Consider the following 16,525-nt stretch of genomic DNA (forward strand, 5'->3'; position numbering starts at 1 on the left):
GGAAAGGGAAGAAAGGGAGATCGACGACCGCGCCGTGCCGCGTTCGCTGCGCCGCCGCTGGACCCATCCCTTCACGCTCGCCCGCCGCCTGTTCGGCAATGCGGTATTTTCGAGCCTCACCCGGCGCATCCTGTTCTTCAACCTCGTCGCGCTTGTGGTGCTGGTCTCCGGCATCCTCTATCTCAACCAGTTCCGCGAAGGCCTGATCGACGCGCGCGTCGAAAGCCTGCTGACGCAGGGCGAGATCATCGCCGGAGCCATTTCCGCCTCCGCCTCGGTCGACACCAATTCGATCACCATCGATCCGGAAAAGCTGCTGGAGCTGCAAGCGGGCCAGAGCATCACGCCGCTTCCCAACGACGAGGACCTGGAGTTCCCGATCAATCCCGAACGGGTGGCGCCGGTGCTCCGGCGTCTGATCTCGCCCACCCGCACCCGCGCGCGCATCTACGACACCGACGCCAACCTGCTGCTCGATTCGCGCCATCTCTATACGCAGGGCCAGGTGCTGCGCTTCGACCTGCCGCCGGTGGCCACCGAAAACCCCGGCTTCCTCGACACCATGAGCATCTGGTTCAACCGGCTGCTGCAACCCGGCAATCTGCCGCAGTACAAGGAAGCGCCCGGCGGCGACGGCTCGATCTATCCCGAGGTGATGAACGCGCTGACCGGCGTGCGCGGCGCCGTGGTGCGCGTCAACGACAAGGGCGAACTGATCGTCTCCGTCGCCGTTCCCGTCCAGCGTTTCCGCGCCGTGCTCGGTGTCCTGCTGCTGTCCACGCAGGCCGGCGATATCGACAAGATCGTCCATGCCGAGCGGCTTGCCATCATGCGGGTCGCGGGCGTGGCGGGCCTCGTCAACATCGCGCTGTCGCTATTGTTGTCCAGCACCATCGCCACACCGCTCCGGCGGCTGGCGGCGGCGGCGATCCGCGTGCGCCGCGGCGCGAAGGAGCGCGAGGAGATCCCCGATTTCTCATCGCGGCAGGACGAGATCGGCAATCTTTCGATCGCGCTGCGCCAGATGACCACCGCGCTCTACGACCGGATCGCCGCCATCGAGAGCTTCGCCGCCGACGTCAGCCATGAACTGAAGAACCCCCTCACCTCGCTTCGCAGCGCCGTGGAGACGCTGCCGCTGGCCCGCAACGACGAATCGCGGACCCGGCTGATGGATGTCATCCAGCATGACGTGCGCCGCCTCGACCGGCTGATCAGCGACATTTCCGACGCCTCCCGCCTCGATGCGGAACTGGCGCGCAGCGACGCCCGCACGGTGGATCTCGAAAAGCTGCTTGGCGAGTTGGTCGACGTGTCGCGCCAGGTCAACCGCCGCAAGAAAGCCGTCACGCTCGATTTCATCGTCGACCGCAAGGACAACCCCAAAACCCGTTTCGAGATCAGCGGCTACGAGCTGCGGATCGGCCAGATCGTCACCAACCTCATCGAGAACGCGCGATCCTTCGTGCCGGACGCGGACGGGCGGATCGTCGTGCGCCTGTTTCGCGGCCGCAACGACCATTGCATCGTCCAGGTCGAGGACAATGGGCCCGGCATCCAGGCGGAAGACATCGACCGCATCTTCGAGCGCTTTTACACCGACCGGCCGGAAAGCGAGGCCTTCGGCCAGAATTCCGGCCTTGGCCTGTCCATTTCCCGCCAGATCGCCGAAGCCCATGGCGGCACGCTGAGAGCCGACAATATCGTCGATCCCGAGACGGGCGCGATGCGGGGCGCGCGCTTTACCCTGTCGCTGCCCACCGGCGCGCCCAAATGACCGCCGCCGGCGCAAATGCGCATGGCACGGCGATCGTGATCGGCACGACGGGGCTCTTCTTCACCGGACCTTCCGGCAGCGGCAAGAGCGCGGTTGCGCTGCACTGTCTGCAACAGGCCCGCACACGCGGCCTGTTCTCCGCCCTCGTCGGCGATGACCAGGTGCTGCTGTCGCGAGCGGGAGACCGTATCGTCGCCCGCGGGCCGCCGGCCATCGCCGGGCTTGCCGAATTGCGGGGAACCGACATCCTTGCGGCGGCGACCATCGAGGCGGCCGTGGTGTCCCGGGCGATCCGCCCCGTCCGCCCCCCCGTCGAGGAACGCCTGCCTGCGGCGGGAGAGATGATCGAGCCGCTGCCCGGCCTCCTCCTGCCCCTCACGCGGCTGCCGCTCTTTCCCGGATGCGACGCCTTTGCGCTTCTTCTGGCGATACACCCCGAAATCGCCGCCGGTTGACGCCGTCCGGCGCGCCGAAAACGGAAAAACGGCTATTTTGGGCTTGCACTTGCCCTTTTCATTGACATGATGACGGCCCCGGCGGTGGACGGAATTGTTGCGTTGCGGTATGCCGCTCGCTGTTTGTGTTGGGAAACTGGAGCGTCTGCTTATGATCGGACTGGTGCTTGTCACCCATGGCAAGCTGGCGGAGGAATTCCGCCTCGCCCTCGAGCACGTCGTCGGTCCGCAAAAAGCGATCGAGACCGTCTGTATCGGCCCCGAGGACGACATGGACCAGCGCCGGCAGGACATCGTCGAGGCCGTGGCGCGGGCCGACGAGGGCCATGGCGTGATCATCCTCACCGACATGTTCGGCGGCACCCCCTCCAATCTCGCCATTTCGGTGATGACCGGCGAGGGCATCGAGGTGATCGCCGGCGTCAATCTCCCCATGCTGATCAAGCTTGCCGGCGTGCGCGGCGAGAACAACATGGAAAAAGCCCTCGTCGACGCCTCCGAGGCCGGCCGCAAGTACATCAACGTTGCAAGCCGCGTGCTGAGCGGCAAATAGGGACTGGCAACGCCCCCATGACCGTCACGAAGGAACTGCTGATCATCAACAAGCGCGGCCTGCATGCGCGAGCCTCCGCCAAATTCGTCCAGACCGTCGACACCTTCGACGCCGAAGTCACCGTCAGCAAGGACGGCATGACCGTCGGCGGAACATCCATCATGGGCCTGATGATGCTCGCCGCGAGCCCCGGTTGCAGCGTGCTGGTGACCGCCAGCGGCAAACAGGCGAAAGAGGCGATCGCCGCCCTCGACCGGCTCATCGCCGACCGCTTCGGCGAGGAAATGTGACCCGCCACGGCGCGGCGCCCCCTTCGAAAAACATAAGGATATAAAGACTTCTTTATGTTTTGTTGCTCCGGCAGCCTTTTCCTGATAGAGCACCGCGATCAGTAGAGGCCAGAAGAAGGCTGGAGAACCGCATGACCACCACGAAGGACTACCACGTCGCCGACATCGGCCTTGCCGAATACGGCCGCAAGGAAATCGCCATCGCCGAAACGGAAATGCCGGGCCTGATGGCCTGCCGCGAGGAATTCGGCGCGTCGAAGCCTCTCAAGGGCGCGCGCATCACCGGCTCGCTGCACATGACCATCCAGACCGCCGTCCTCATCGAGACGCTGGTGGCGCTCGGCGCCGACGTCCGCTGGGCCTCGTGCAACATCTTCTCCACGCAGGACCACGCCGCCGCGGCGATCGCCGCCGCCGGCGTCCCGGTCTATGCCGTGAAGGGCGAGACGCTGACCGAATACTGGGAATATACCGACAGGATCTTCCAGTGGAGCGACGGCGGCCTCTCCAACATGATCCTCGATGACGGCGGCGACGCCACCATGTACATTCTGCTCGGCGCGCGCGCCGAAGCCGGCGAGGACGTGCTGTCGAACCCCGGTTCGGAGGAAGAGGAAATCCTCTTCGCCCAGATCGGCAAGCGCCTTGCCGCCTCGCCGGGCTGGTTCACCAGGCAGCGCGACGCTCTCAAGGGCGTGACCGAGGAAACGACGACCGGCGTCAACCGCCTCTACCAGCTCCAGCAGAAGGGCCTCCTGCCCTTCCCGGCGATCAACGTCAACGATTCGGTCACCAAGTCGAAATTCGACAATAAGTACGGCTGCAAGGAATCGCTCGTCGACGGCATCCGCCGCGGCACCGACGTGATGATGGCCGGCAAGGTCGCCGTCGTCTGCGGCTATGGCGACGTCGGCAAGGGTTCGGCCGCGTCGCTTGCCGGGGCGGGCGCGCGCGTGAAGGTGACCGAGATCGATCCGATCTGCGCCCTTCAGGCCGCCATGGACGGTTTCGAGGTCGTGCGGCTGGAGGATGTCGTCTCGACGGCCGACATCTTCATCACCACGACCGGCAACAAGGACGTCATCCGCGTCGAGCACATGCGCGAGATGAAGGACATGGCGATCGTCGGCAATATCGGCCACTTCGACAACGAGATCCAGGTCGCCGCGCTCAAGAACTACAAGTGGACGAACATCAAGCCGCAGGTCGACATGATCGAGTTCCCCAAGGGCAACCGCATGATCCTGCTGTCGGAAGGCCGCCTGCTCAATCTCGGCAACGCCACCGGCCATCCCTCCTTCGTGATGTCCGCCTCGTTCTCCAACCAGGTCCTCGCCCAGATCGAACTCTTCACGAAGGGCGAGAACTACCGGAACGAGGTCTACGTTCTGCCCAAGCAGCTCGACGAGAAGGTGGCCCGGCTGCATCTGGCCAAGCTCGGCGTGAGGCTGACGGAACTCTCCGAAGAACAGGCTTCCTATATCGGCGTGACGCCGCAGGGGCCGTTCAAGGCGGAACACTACAGGTATTAACCATACCGGTAATTATCCACAACATGTAGGGGCCGCGCGCTTGACAGAGTGCGCGGCCCCTTTATTTGGCCCCGTCCCTTTCCGCCGATTCGGGAAACAAGTATCGTTTAACCAGTTGATTCGGCGTGCAGATGCGGATTCGTCACGTCGGATCGTATGTCTTGTCGATCATGCGGCAACCTGAACGGAGACATACCGGGGATGATGTCTGGATTGAAACGAGGGGTGTCCGGACCCGCCGACGGCGAACCGGAACAAGACAGGCCGGTTCATATCGGCGCATGGACGGGGAAGGCCATACGGGCACTCTTCGGCAAGCGGCACGGGCGGTTTCTCACGCTTCTCGCGACGGGTTCGGCGCTGGCCGGCCTTGCCGGTCCGGCCTATGCCGCGGCCGGCGGCCGCTACCTTGCGACCGGCGAGATCGTCACGTTCTCCATGGCGCTCGGCGTGCTTTCGGCCGCCATGGTCTGCGCCATCTGGATGGTGCGCCAGCGCGGCCGCATGGAGGCCGAAAACCGTGATCTCAAGACGCATCTTTCCGACGCCCGCCACAATATTTCCCGCCTGCAAGCGCTGATCGGCGACAAGAACCGGCGCATCGTCGTCTGGGACGGCCTGTCGCAGCGGCCGGAATTCCTCGGCCAGTTGCCGCCCGAGACCGGGGCGCCGGCGGCCGACCGCGATTTTCTCGCCTTCGGACGCTGGCTGAAGCCGACCGCCGCCGCCGAGATCGAAAGGGCCATCGAGAAACTGCGCTCGCAGGCCCAGAGCTTCGACCTCATCGTCGAGACGACGCGCGGCGAAATCCTCGAAACGCAGGGGCGCGTTTCCGGCGGGCAGGCCTTCCTCCGCTTCGTCGCCCTCAACAACCTGCGGGCCGAAGCGGCCGAACTCAGGATCGAGCGGGACCGGCTTTCCTCCGCGCTCGCCACATTGCAGGGCCTGCTCGACCAGATCGGCCTGCCGGTCTGGCAGCGCGGCCCCGACGGCGCCCTCGTCTGGGTCAACCGGGCCTATGGCGAGGCCGTGGAGGCCGGCGACGCGGAAATCGCCGTCCACGAGAACCGCGAGCTGCTGCCGACCGTGACACGGGAGAAGATCCGCGCCACCAGCACCTGCGATATACCGTTCCGCGACAAGGTCTCGACGGTCGTGCACGGCAACCGCAGCTTCTTCGACGTGGTCGACGCCCGCACGCCGCAGGGATCGGCCGGCATCGCCATCAATGTCTCCGATGTCGAGGCCGTGCGCGAGGAACTGGCGCGCACCCTGAAGAGCCACGCGGAAACGCTGGATCATCTCGCGACGCCGGTGGCCATTTTCGACGGCGACCAGCGCCTGCAATTCTACAATCAGGCGTTCCTCGGGCTGTGGACGCTGGAGACCGCCTTCCTCGAAAGCAAGCCCGGCAACGGCGAGATCCTGGAACGCCTGCGCGCCGCCGGCCAGCTGCCGGAACCGCTCAACTGGAAGCAGTGGAAGGAAAACGCCCTTTCCGTCTACCGGGCGATCGACACCCAGACCGACCTCTGGCACCTGCCGAACGGCCAGACGTTGCGTGTCTTCGCCACCGCGCGGCCGCAGGGCGGCGCCACCTGGGTGTTCGAGAACCTCACCGAAAAGGTGGATCTCGAAACGCGCTACAACACGCTGGTGCAGGTGCAGGACGAGACGATCGACCATCTTGCCGAAGGGGTGGCGGTGTTCAGCCCGGACGGTCGTATCCGCCTGTCCAATCCGGCCTTCCGCGCGCTCTGGGGCATCAGCGAGGCCCAGGCGAAATCCGGCACCCATATCCGGGCGATCGAGCAGGCCTGCGCGCCTTCCTACGACCGGCCGGACGGCTGGAAGCAATTTGCCCATATCATCACCAGCTTCGACGACGAACGGCCCGGCTGCCAGGGGGTTCTGGAGCTTCATACCGGCCTGATCCTCGATTTCGCCGTCATCCCGCTGTCCAACGCCCAGACCATGCTGACCTTCGTCAACGTCACCGACAGCGTGCGTGTCAGCCGCGCGCTGACCGAGAAGAACGAGGCGTTGCAGAAGGCCGACGCGCTGAAGAACGACTTCGTCCAGCATGTGTCCTATGAGTTGCGCTCGCCGCTCACCAACATCATCGGCTTCGCCGAGCTGCTCAAGACCCCCACGATCGGCGACCTGACGGATCGGCAGGCCGAATATGTCGATCATATCGCCACGTCCTCGGCACTGCTGCTGACGATCGTCAACGACATTCTCGATCTTGCGACGGTGGATGCCGGAATCATGCGGCTCGACCATGAGACCATCCTCCTCGCCGGCCTCATCGACGAGGTGTCACAGCAATTCACCGAGCGCCTGCGTGAAAGCCACGTCACGCTGGAGATCGCCACGCCGGCCGATTTCGGCACCATCGTCGCCGACCGGCAGCGCCTGAAGCAGATCCTCGTAAAGCTGCTCGGCAATGCCGCCAATTTCGCGCCCGAAGGCAGCGCCATCCGGCTGCGGTGCTGGCGGGAAGGCAGCGACCTGCTTTTCACCGTTTCCGACCTCGGTCCCGGCATTCCCCAGGACGTGCTGAAGACGGTCTTCAACCGCTTCGAAAGCCACGGCGGCCACGGCGGCGCGGGCCTCGGCCTGTCCATCGTTGAAAGTTTCGTCAGCCTGCATCACGGCACCGTCACCATCGACAGCCGCGAAGGACGGGGAACGGACGTCACCTGCCGCATTCCTTCCGCGCCCCTGCCGGCGATCGCCGCCGCGGAATAACCCGATGACGGACGGCTCCCTCTACCTGCCGGACGAGGCCGCCACGATCCGCTTCGGCGAGGATCTGGCGCGGGCGCTGCGTGCCGGCGACTATGTGGCGCTGCACGGCGATCTCGGCGCCGGAAAATCGACCCTTGCCCGCGCGGTGATCCGCGCGCTGGCCGGCGACGACGGGCTGGAGGTGCCGAGCCCGACCTTCACGCTCGTTCAGAGCTACGCGCTCGATCCGCCCGTCGCCCATTTCGACCTCTATCGCATCGCCGATGCCGCCGAGCTTGACGAACTCGGCTTCGACGAAGCCCTTGCGGACGGTATCTGCCTCGTCGAATGGCCGGAAAAAGGCGAAGGCGTGCTGCCGGCGAAAGGGATCGCCCTGCACGTCCGGCACGAGGGCGACGGTCGGCGCATCGAGATCGAGGCGACCGGTTCCGCGCAGCTGCGTATCCGCCGCTCGCTCGGCATCCGCGACTTCCTCCGCAAGGCCGGCCATCCGGAAGCAAAACGGCGGCATCTGACGGGCGACGCCTCGACGCGGGCCTACGAGCGGATCGATGCCGGCATGCAGCACTTCGTTCTGATGGACGCGCCCCGCCATCCGCCGGGACCGATCCTGGCGCAGGGAAAATACTATCAGCAGATCGCCCATATCGCCGAGGATGTTCAGCCTTTCATCGCGGTTGCCCGGCATCTTCGCGACCGCGGCCTGCGCGCGCCGGAGATCCATGCGGCCGATATCGAGCAGGGCCTCCTGCTGATGGAGGATCTCGGCGACGAAGGCATCCTCGACGCGGCCGGCGCGCCCGTTGCCGAACGTTACCGCGAAAGCGCCGCCTGCCTCGCGACGCTTCATTCCACGCCGTTCCGGCGCGATCTGCCCGTGACCGGCGACAGTGTCCACCGGGTGCCGGACTTCGACCGTGACGCGATCCGCATCGAGGTGAGCCTGCTTGTCGACTGGTATCTGCCCTGGAAGCGCGGACGCACGGCCAGCGACGCGGAGAGACGCGATTACAATGCGCTCTGGGACGCGCTGATCGACAGCCTTTCCGGGAGCGAGCACAATCTGCTGCTGCGCGATTTCCATTCGCCCAACATCCTGTGGCAACCTGCGGCCACCGGCACCGGCCGCGTCGGCCTCATCGATTTTCAGGACGCCATGATCGGCCCGTCCGCCTATGATCTGGCGTCGCTGGCGCAGGACGCCCGCGTCGATCTTCCGCCGGCGCTTTCCGACGATCTGCTCGACCACTATCTTTCGCTGCGCGGGCGCGAGCCCGGTTTCGACCGCGAGCGGTTCCTGCGCGACTGGCACGTCATGGCGGCGCAGCGCAATTGCAAGCTCGTCGGCCTCTGGGTGCGGCTGATGCAACGGGACGGCAAGCCTCACTACATGCGCCATCTGCCGCGCACGATAAGGAATCTCGAACGGGCGCTTATCCATCCCGATCTCGCCCCCTTGCGCGACTGGTGCGGAAAGGCTGGAATCCTCGCGACCGAATCATGAGGATGCGGCCGGCGCGATTGCGGCGCAGAAGCGTTTCGCACTCTTGCCGGGTTTTGTCCTGTGGAGCCGGACGAAGGGGAACCGGATGAAGATCGAAAACGCCATGGTGCTGGCCGCCGGGCTCGGGACCCGCCTCAGGCCCGTCACCGACCGGATGCCGAAGCCGCTGGTGCCGGTCGCCGGCAAACCGATGATCGATTACGGGCTCGACGCGCTGGCGACGGCAGGCGTGCGGCGGGCCGTCGTCAATGTACACCATTTCGCAGACCGGATGATCGCCCATCTCAAGGATCGCCGGGAACCTGAAATCCTGATCTCCGACGAGACCGGCCGACTGATGGATTCCGGTGGCGGGCTTGCCCGGGGCCTGACGCTTCTCGGCCGCGATCCGGTCTTCGTCATGAACGCCGATCTCTTCTGGATCGGCGAAAGAAAGGGCGCGCCGACCAATCTGGAGCGCCTCGCCGCCGGGTTCGATCCGGCCCGCATGGATATGGCGATGCTCTGCGTCCGGCTTGCCGATACGACCGGCCACAACGGACGCAACGATTTCTCGATGGACGGGGAAGGACGGCTCGTGCGCTATCGCGAGGGTGAAGGCACACCCGTCGTCTATGCCGGCGCGCTTGCGACGATGCCGGCCCTTCTCGACGACGCGCCGCCGGATCCCTTCAGCCTCAACATCTATTTCGACCGGGCGATCAAGGCCGGCCGGCTCCATGGCATCATGCTGGAGGGTCACTGGATCACCGTCGGCACGCCGGAGGCGATCGAAGCCGCGGAAGCCGCCATCGCCGCCTTGCCGGACGCGGCAGCCTGACGATGCGCAAGGAAAGTCGCGTCCTGACCATCCCGGCCGGCCTGCCCTTCCTCAGGACGGTGGCGCAGGCGCTGCTTTCCGGCGACCTCGTGTCCGGTTTTCGCCATGACCCGGCCGACCCGCTCGCACTGGCGGATGTCACCGTCTATGTGCCGACCCGGCGCGCGGCGCGGGTGCTGCGTTCGGAATTCGTCGATCTTCTCGGCGGGCGCTCGGCCATCCTGCCGGTCATTCGCCCGCTTGGCGAAACCGACGACGACAGCGGCTTCTTCGACGAGACCGCACCGGCGCTCCTCGATATGGCGGAGCCGCTGTCCGGCCCGATACGGCTCATCGAGCTTGCGCGCCTGATCCTCGCCTGGCGCAACCGCCTGCCGGCCGCCATCACCGCCGTCCATGCGGAAAGCCCGCTCGTCGCGCCCGCAAGCCCCGCCGACGCGATCTGGCTTGCCCGCAACCTCGCCGAGATCATCGATGCGATGGAGACGGAGGAACTGGACTGGAGCGCGCTCGACCGGCTGGATATCTCCGGCCACGCGCTCTGGTGGCAGCTGACCGCCGAATTCCTGAAGATCGCCAGTGAATACTGGCCGGCGCGCCTTGCCGAGCTTAACCGCTCCTCGCCTTCGCTCCGGCGCAATGCGACGCTTCATGCGGAAACCGAACGCTACCGTCGGGCTCCGCCGTCCGGCCCCGTGGTGATCGCCGGATCGACCGGCTCGATCCCCGCCACCGCCGGGCTCATCGCGGCCGTCGCGCGGCTGCCGCACGGCGCGGTCATCCTGCCCGGCCTCGACCGCACCATGTCGCAGGACGAATGGCGGCTCGTCGGCCGGCAGGCGAAGACGGAGGGATCGCCTGGAAACGATCCGACGGCGCGCAGCCATCCGCAATACGGGCTCCACCGTCTTCTCGAACGCATGGGATGCCACCGTGACGACGTGCAGACACTCGGCAGTCCGTCCGACGATCTGGAGGAACGCGCAGCAGTCTTCTCCAGCGCCTTCCTGCCAGCCCAGGCCACCGCCGGCTGGAGCGCGGTGCGATCGGCTCTCGATTCCGCTCGCGTCGAGGCGGCTTTCCGCGATGTCGCCCTGGTCGAGGCGGCGAACGAGCGCGAAGAGGCCATGACCATCGCGATCGCGCTGCGGCTGGCGCTGGAGGACGGCGAGGAGGCGCAAGCCGCGCTGATCACCCCCGACCGCAAGCTCGCGCGCCGGGTCGCCGCGGAACTGGCGCGCTTCGGCATCGAGGCGGACGATTCGGCCGGTACGCCGCTCCTTTCCACACCGCAGGGCACGCTGCTCCGGCTTCTCGTCGAAACGACGCTGCGGCCGGGCGATCCGGTGCCTCTCGTCGCCCTTCTCAAGCATCCACTGGCCCGGCTGGGTCTTTCCGGCGCCGACATGCGCCAGGCGGCGGCGGCGCTGGAACTGCTGGCGCTTCGCGGCGGCACGGGTACGATCGACGTCGGCACGCTCGAAGAGCTGCTGGACACGGCGCTTGCGGCGCAGGCCGGCGACCGGCATCCGCCAGCCTGGCGCTCGGCGCTGCCGGCGCAGGCCGCCGGTCAGGCCCGTGATCTGGCGCGCCGTCTTGCCGCCGCCGTGGAGCCGCTGGCCGGCGCACTCGTCCATGAGGGAGGAACCGCCCGCCGCCTCGCCACGAAAAGACCGCTCTCCGACTGGGCGGAGCGGAGCGGACGGGCGCTGGAGGCCATCGCCGTCGACACGGAGGGAAACCTCGCGGCGCTCTGGTCCGGCGAGGCCGGTGACGCGCTTGCGAGCCTGTTGCGCAGCGTGATCGAGACCGACGGGCAGATCGAGGCGAACGGCCCGCAATGGTGTGATATCGTGGATGCGCTGGGTGCAAGCGAAAGCGTCAAGCCGCGTTCGATGCGCCATCCGCGCGTCTTCATCTTCGGCGCGCTCGAATCGCGCCTCCAGAGCGTCGATACGGTGGTGATCGGCGGCCTCAACGAGGGCGTCTGGCCCGGCCCGACGAAGAACGACGCTTTTCTTTCCCGCATCATGAAGGTGGATATCGGACTGGAGCCGCCGGAGCGGCGCATCGGCCAGCTCGGCCACGACCTCCAGATGGCGGTCGGAACGCGCAAGCTTTTGATGACGAGGGCGCTACGCAGCGGCACAGCACCGACCGTCGCCTCCCGCTGGCTGCAACGCCTTCTCGCCGTCGGCGGCCGGACGCTCGGCGATGACCTGCGGGCGCGCGGCCGCCGGCTGATCGACTGGGCCGATACGCTGGACAAGGCAACCCCGGTTCCGGTCGCAAGCAGACCCGCGCCGCATCCGCCGGCGGAGCTGCAACCACGCAAATACTCCTTCAGCGAGATCGGGCGGCTGCGGCGCGATCCCTATGCGATCTACGCCCGCCATATCCTGCGCCTCCACCCGGTGGCCCCCTTCAATCTCGATCCCGGCCCCGCCGAACGCGGCCTCCTCTATCACCGCATCGTCGACCGCTTCGTGCGCGAGGACGGAAGCGGCGAGCCTTTGTCCCGCATCGCGCGCATCGTCCGGGAGGAGTTCGACGCCGCCCTTCTGCCGCTGCACATCGACGCGGTCTGGCGGCCGCGCTTTTCCGCCGTCGCCCGCGCCTTCGTCGACTGGCATGAAAAGCGCGCGCCGGACGTGCAGGAATGCCTGACGGAAGTTCCCGCCGCGCTCGATCTGTCGGTCGGCGGCATCCGGCTCACCGGCGTCGCCGACCGCATAGACATGCTTTGCGGCGGCGGTGCGGACCTCATCGACTACAAGACCGGCAGCAATCCCTCGCTGAGGGTGGCCCGGTCGCTGCTCGATCCGCAGCTCGCGCTCGAGGCGGCGGCGCTGCGCCGGGGCGCATTCCGGGGCGTCGGCAATCATGAGCCGGCGAACCTTCTCTATGTCCGCCTCAAGCCCGGCGAGCGCTTCGACGTCGACCAGGTCAACAGCGGAGGAGCGAAAGCCGCGAAGGAGACCAGATCCGCCGCCGAACTCGGCGAAGAGGCGCTGTCGGAGCTGGAAAAACTGCTGACCGGGCTGATCGAGGGGCGCTACGGCTTCGCCTCCCGGCTGATCCCGGAGCAGGAACGGGACTATGGCGGCGAATACGATCATCTGGCGCGCGTCGCCGAATGGTCGTCTGCGGAAGGTGGCGGGGAGGATGAGGATGGGTGAGACGATCGAAGACGACCGCCCGGCCTCCGGCGAACCGGCCGTCTGGCTGAGCTGGACCACGCAAAAGCAGGCGACGGCCTCCGACCCTGTGCGTTCCGCCTGGGTTTCGGCCAATGCCGGCTCGGGCAAGACGCATGTGCTGACGCAGCGCGTCATCCGGCTGCTGCTTTCCGGCTGCCGGCCATCGGCCATTCTCTGCCTCACCTACACCAAGGCCGCCGCCTCGGAAATGTCGAACCGCGTCTTCGAACGGCTCGCCGAATGGGCGACGCTGGCGGACGAGGCGCTGGCCGAGCGGGTGGAGGCGATCGAGGGCGCGCGGCCGGACGCCTTCAAGCTCGCCGAGGCGCGCCGGCTCTTCGCCCGGGCGCTGGAAACGCCGGGCGGCCTGAAGATCCAGACCATCCATGCCTTTTGCGAGGCGCTGCTGCACCAGTTTCCGCTGGAAGCCAATGTCGCCGGCCACTTTTCCGTGCTCGACGACCGGGCGGCGGCCGTCCTGCTCGCCGACGCCCGTCGCACGCTGCTGACGGCGACGGCGAGCGAGGAGGACGCAGCCCTTGCGACCGCTTTCGCCAGCGTTCTCGATATCGCCGACGATACCGGGCTCGACCGGCTGATCAACGATATCGTCGCCAATCGCGGCCCCTTGCGGGCCTTTCTGGAAGCGGCCGCCACGTCCGGCGGCGCGGACGCGTTGATACGGCGCGAGACCGGTCTCGGACCGCACGAAAGCGCCGACGACATCCTCGCGGCATTCTGGCCGCTCGACGGTCTTCGCGACGCGACGCTCGACACCTATCTGACGCTTGCCGAAAGCCTCGGCAGCGAGACGGTGAAGGAAACGGCGGCCGGCCTGCGCAGGATTGGCGCAATGGCGCCGGACACGGCGCGACGCGACGCGCTCTGCGCTCTCTTCTTCACCGCCGCCGGGGCGCCGAAGAAGCTCGACCGGGCGTTCTTCTCCAAGAAGCTGCGGGACGCCGCGCCGGACCTGGAGAGCCCGCTTCTCGCCGCACAGGCCCATGTCATCGCCTGCGACGACCGGCTGCGGCGGCTGCGCATGGTCGAGGCGACGACCGCGGCACTCGTCATCGCCGACCGGCTGATCGGCGACTATGAAGACCTGAAGCGCGCCCGCAGCCTGCTCGACTTCGACGACCTGATCGAGCGCACCGCCGCGCTGCTGACCCGCGACGGGGTCAGCGCCTGGGTGCATTACAAACTCGATCAGGGCATCGACCATATTCTCGTCGACGAGGCCCAGGACACCAGCCCGCATCAATGGGACATCGTCAAGGCATTGACCGGCGACTTCTTCGCCGGCGAAACGGCGCGGAACGCCCGGCGCACCCTGTTTGCGGTGGGCGACGAGAAGCAGTCGATCTATTCGTTCCAGGGCGCGCGGCCGGAACGCTTCGCAGCGGAAGGACGCGACGTCGCCCGCCGGACGGCGGCGGCCGGGGCCGCCTTCAGTCCGATCCGGCTGCTGCTGTCCTTCCGGTCGACGCGCGACGTCCTTTCGGCGGTCGACCGGGTTTTCACCGATCCCGATAACGCGAAGGGGCTGTCGCCAGACGGCGAGGGCATCGTCCATGCGTCCAACCGCGGGCGCGAACCGGGCGCCGTCGACGTCTGGGAGGTGATCGCCGCGCCGCCGGGCCTTGACGAGGAGGATTGGACCGCCCCCTTCGATGCGGTCGCCGAGGAAGCCCCGATCAACGTGCTCGCCCGGCGGATCGCCGACACGCTCGCCCGATGGATCGGTCGCGAGACCGTCACGGAAAAGGGCAAGGCGCGGCCGATGGAACCCGGCGACGTGATCGTGCTGGTGCGCAAGCGCGACGCTTTCGTCAATGCGCTCACCCGCACGCTGAAACAGCGCCACAACCTGCCGGTGGCCGGCGCCGACCGGCTGGTTCTGACGAAGCATATCGCCGTGCAGGACCTTCTGGCGCTCGGCCGTTTCGCCGTCCTGCCCGAAGACGACCTGTCGCTTGCCGCCGTTCTGAAAAGCCCGCTGTTCGCGCTTTCCGAGGAACGGCTGCTCGATCTCGCCGCCCGGCGGGAGACAAGAGAAAGCCTGTGGTCGCATCTGCGCCGGGCGGCGCTGGCCGACGAAGCGCTGCAACCGGCGGTTCGCCGGCTCGCAGACCTCGTCACCGAGGCGCGCGACCAGCCGGTCCACGATTTCTACGCCCGCATTCTCGGCGCCGGCGGCGGACGCCGGGCCTTTCTCGCCCGGCTCGGCGCGGAGGCTGGAGAGATCATCGACGAATTCCTCACCTTCGCGCTCGATCAGGAGGAAAACGGCCTGCCGGGCCTTCAGGCCTTCGTCTCGACGCTGGAACTGGAGGCGCCCACCGTCAAGCGCGAGCAGGACAAGGCGCGCGGCGCAATCCGCATCATGACGGTGCATGCGGCAAAGGGTCTGGAAGCGCCCGTCGTCTTTCTCGTGGACGGCGGCGCAAAACCCTTCAGCCACAGCCATATGCCGAAACTGCGTTTCCTTCAGGCTGCGGGCGGCGGACTGCCGGTCTGGCTGCCGCTCAAGGAGCTTTCCAACGAGATCAGCGAGGCGGATGGGGCACGGATTCGCGAGAGCGCCGAGGAGGAATATCGCCGCCTGCTCTATGTCGCGATGACCCGGGCGGCGGACCGGCTGGTCGTCTGCGGTTATCGCGGCAAGATCGAAAACAGGGGCACATGGCACCAGATGGTCAGCAGCGCGCTCGCCGCCGATGGGGAGCGCTGCGCGGAAACGACCTTCACGACGGCGGGCGAAAGCTGGCCGGGGCGCATCTGGCGGGAGAAGGATGCGCACGCCGCCCTTTCCGAGGCACCGCCCGACAGGCAGCAACGGGACACGCCCCCCCTGCCCGAGGCGCTGCATCGTCCCCTGCCGCCGCAAAGGACCCTGCCGCGCCCTCTCAGCCCCTCCGGAGCCGCCGCCGTCATCGAGACGGATACGGCCGATCTGCTCACGCCGTCCGCACTTTTCGCAACGCGGCCGGCCGCCGGTGAACATGCGCTGGAGCGCGGCCGCATCCTGCATCGCTTCGTCCAGGTTCTGCCCGCCCTCGATCCCGACGACCGGATGGCGGCGGCGCGGCGCTACCTGGAACGGGCGGCGGCCGGCTGGCCGGAAAGCGAACGGACAGCGCTGATCGACGCCGCGCTCACCGTCATCGCGGATGAAAGCCTCGCACGCATCTTCTCGCCTGCGGCCCGGGCCGAGGTTTCCATCATGGGCACGCTGGCGATCGGCGACCGGGAACATGCGGTTTCGGGACGGATCGACCGGATGGCGGCCGGCGACGACCGGGTGGAGATCGTGGATTTCAAGACCAACAGGATTCCGCCGGCGACGATGGCGGAAATCCCCTTCGAGCATCGCGTGCAGCTTGCGATCTACCGCGCCATTCTCGCGCCGCTCTATCCCGGCCGGACGATCCGCTGCGGGCTCATCTACACGGAAGGGCCGGCCAGCTACTGGCTCGACGGGACGCTTCTGGACGCAAGTCTTGCCGAACTGGCCGCGAAGTGAGATACGAGGCGGAGCCCGCCCGCGCTCCGGGCCATTTGCCGCCGCCCCCTTGAACGCGGGTGACGGCGGCATCACATGTGAAACAACCGATCACCACATCCAAGGAGCAGCCCC

General features: G+C 67.1%; 10 protein-coding genes. All 10 read left to right on the forward strand.

Features of this window, described 5'->3' with window-relative positions:
• Window positions 1–34 precede the first annotated feature (34 nt).
• The 10 genes from KYK29_RS12845 to addA all read left to right on the forward strand — a co-directional run bounded on the left by KYK29_RS12845 (window position 35) and on the right by addA (window position 16,411).
• Window positions 35–1,777 (forward strand): sensor histidine kinase, encoded by a 1,743-nt coding sequence (locus KYK29_RS12845; RefSeq protein WP_437437256.1) that lies wholly within the window; start codon window positions 35–37, stop codon window positions 1,775–1,777.
• Window positions 1,774–2,232 carry an HPr kinase/phosphorylase gene (locus KYK29_RS12850; protein WP_254691303.1) on the forward strand — a complete coding sequence of 153 codons (459 nt, stop codon included), beginning with the start codon at window positions 1,774–1,776 and terminating at the stop codon, window positions 2,230–2,232. Before KYK29_RS12845 ends, KYK29_RS12850 begins: the two co-directional genes overlap by 4 nt.
• A 151-nt stretch (window positions 2,233–2,383) precedes the next feature.
• Entirely contained in the window at window positions 2,384–2,785 is a 402-nt protein-coding gene (locus tag KYK29_RS12855) for a PTS sugar transporter subunit IIA (protein ID WP_254691304.1), read from the forward strand.
• A 17-nt stretch (window positions 2,786–2,802) separates the two neighbouring features.
• Window positions 2,803–3,075: an HPr family phosphocarrier protein gene (locus KYK29_RS12860; RefSeq protein ID WP_254691305.1), complete on the forward strand. Its 273-nt coding sequence runs from the start codon at window positions 2,803–2,805 to the stop codon at window positions 3,073–3,075.
• Between the two features lie 131 nt (window positions 3,076–3,206).
• Complete coding sequence (ahcY, locus tag KYK29_RS12865) at window positions 3,207–4,607, forward strand: adenosylhomocysteinase (RefSeq protein WP_254691306.1); 1,401 nt, start codon at window positions 3,207–3,209, stop codon at window positions 4,605–4,607.
• A 204-nt stretch (window positions 4,608–4,811) separates the two neighbouring features.
• Window positions 4,812–7,361 carry a PAS domain-containing sensor histidine kinase gene (locus KYK29_RS12870; protein WP_254691534.1) on the forward strand — a complete coding sequence of 850 codons (2,550 nt, stop codon included), beginning with the start codon at window positions 4,812–4,814 and terminating at the stop codon, window positions 7,359–7,361.
• Between the two features lie 4 nt (window positions 7,362–7,365).
• On the forward strand, window positions 7,366–8,865 hold the full coding sequence (gene tsaE, locus KYK29_RS12875) for a tRNA (adenosine(37)-N6)-threonylcarbamoyltransferase complex ATPase subunit type 1 TsaE (RefSeq protein ID WP_254691307.1): 1,500 nt from the start codon (window positions 7,366–7,368) through the stop codon (window positions 8,863–8,865).
• A gap of 85 nt (window positions 8,866–8,950) precedes the next feature.
• Window positions 8,951–9,685: a nucleotidyltransferase family protein gene (locus tag KYK29_RS12880; protein ID WP_254691308.1), complete on the forward strand. Its 735-nt coding sequence runs from the start codon at window positions 8,951–8,953 to the stop codon at window positions 9,683–9,685.
• Window positions 9,686–9,687: 2 nt separating this feature from the next.
• Entirely contained in the window at window positions 9,688–12,864 is a 3,177-nt protein-coding gene (addB, locus tag KYK29_RS12885) for a double-strand break repair protein AddB (RefSeq protein ID WP_254691309.1), read from the forward strand.
• Window positions 12,857–16,411 carry a double-strand break repair helicase AddA gene (addA, locus tag KYK29_RS12890; protein ID WP_254691310.1) on the forward strand — a complete coding sequence of 1,185 codons (3,555 nt, stop codon included), beginning with the start codon at window positions 12,857–12,859 and terminating at the stop codon, window positions 16,409–16,411. The genes addB and addA overlap by 8 nt, the downstream gene beginning before the upstream one ends.
• The last annotated feature ends 114 nt before the right edge of the window (window positions 16,412–16,525 follow it).

Source organism: Shinella daejeonensis (genome assembly GCF_024281235.1).
GTDB classification, from domain to species: domain Bacteria; phylum Pseudomonadota; class Alphaproteobacteria; order Rhizobiales; family Rhizobiaceae; genus Shinella; species Shinella daejeonensis.

Bases quoted from the DNA above. Each gene is read 5' to 3' on its own strand.
- KYK29_RS12860 (WP_254691305.1), top strand. From the start codon at position 2,803: ATGACCGTCACGAAGGAACTGCTGATCATCAACAAGCGCGGCCTGCAT.
- KYK29_RS12850 (WP_254691303.1), top strand. From the start codon at position 1,774: ATGACCGCCGCCGGCGCAAATGCGCATGGCACGGCGATCGTGATCGGC.
- tsaE (WP_254691307.1), top strand. From the start codon at position 7,366: ATGACGGACGGCTCCCTCTACCTGCCGGACGAGGCCGCCACGATCCGC.
- addA (WP_254691310.1), top strand. From the start codon at position 12,857: ATGGGTGAGACGATCGAAGACGACCGCCCGGCCTCCGGCGAACCGGCC.
- KYK29_RS12855 (WP_254691304.1), top strand. From the start codon at position 2,384: ATGATCGGACTGGTGCTTGTCACCCATGGCAAGCTGGCGGAGGAATTC.
- KYK29_RS12880 (WP_254691308.1), top strand. From the start codon at position 8,951: ATGAAGATCGAAAACGCCATGGTGCTGGCCGCCGGGCTCGGGACCCGC.
- addB (WP_254691309.1), top strand. From the start codon at position 9,688: ATGCGCAAGGAAAGTCGCGTCCTGACCATCCCGGCCGGCCTGCCCTTC.
- KYK29_RS12870 (WP_254691534.1), top strand. From the start codon at position 4,812: ATGTCTGGATTGAAACGAGGGGTGTCCGGACCCGCCGACGGCGAACCG.
- ahcY (WP_254691306.1), top strand. From the start codon at position 3,207: ATGACCACCACGAAGGACTACCACGTCGCCGACATCGGCCTTGCCGAA.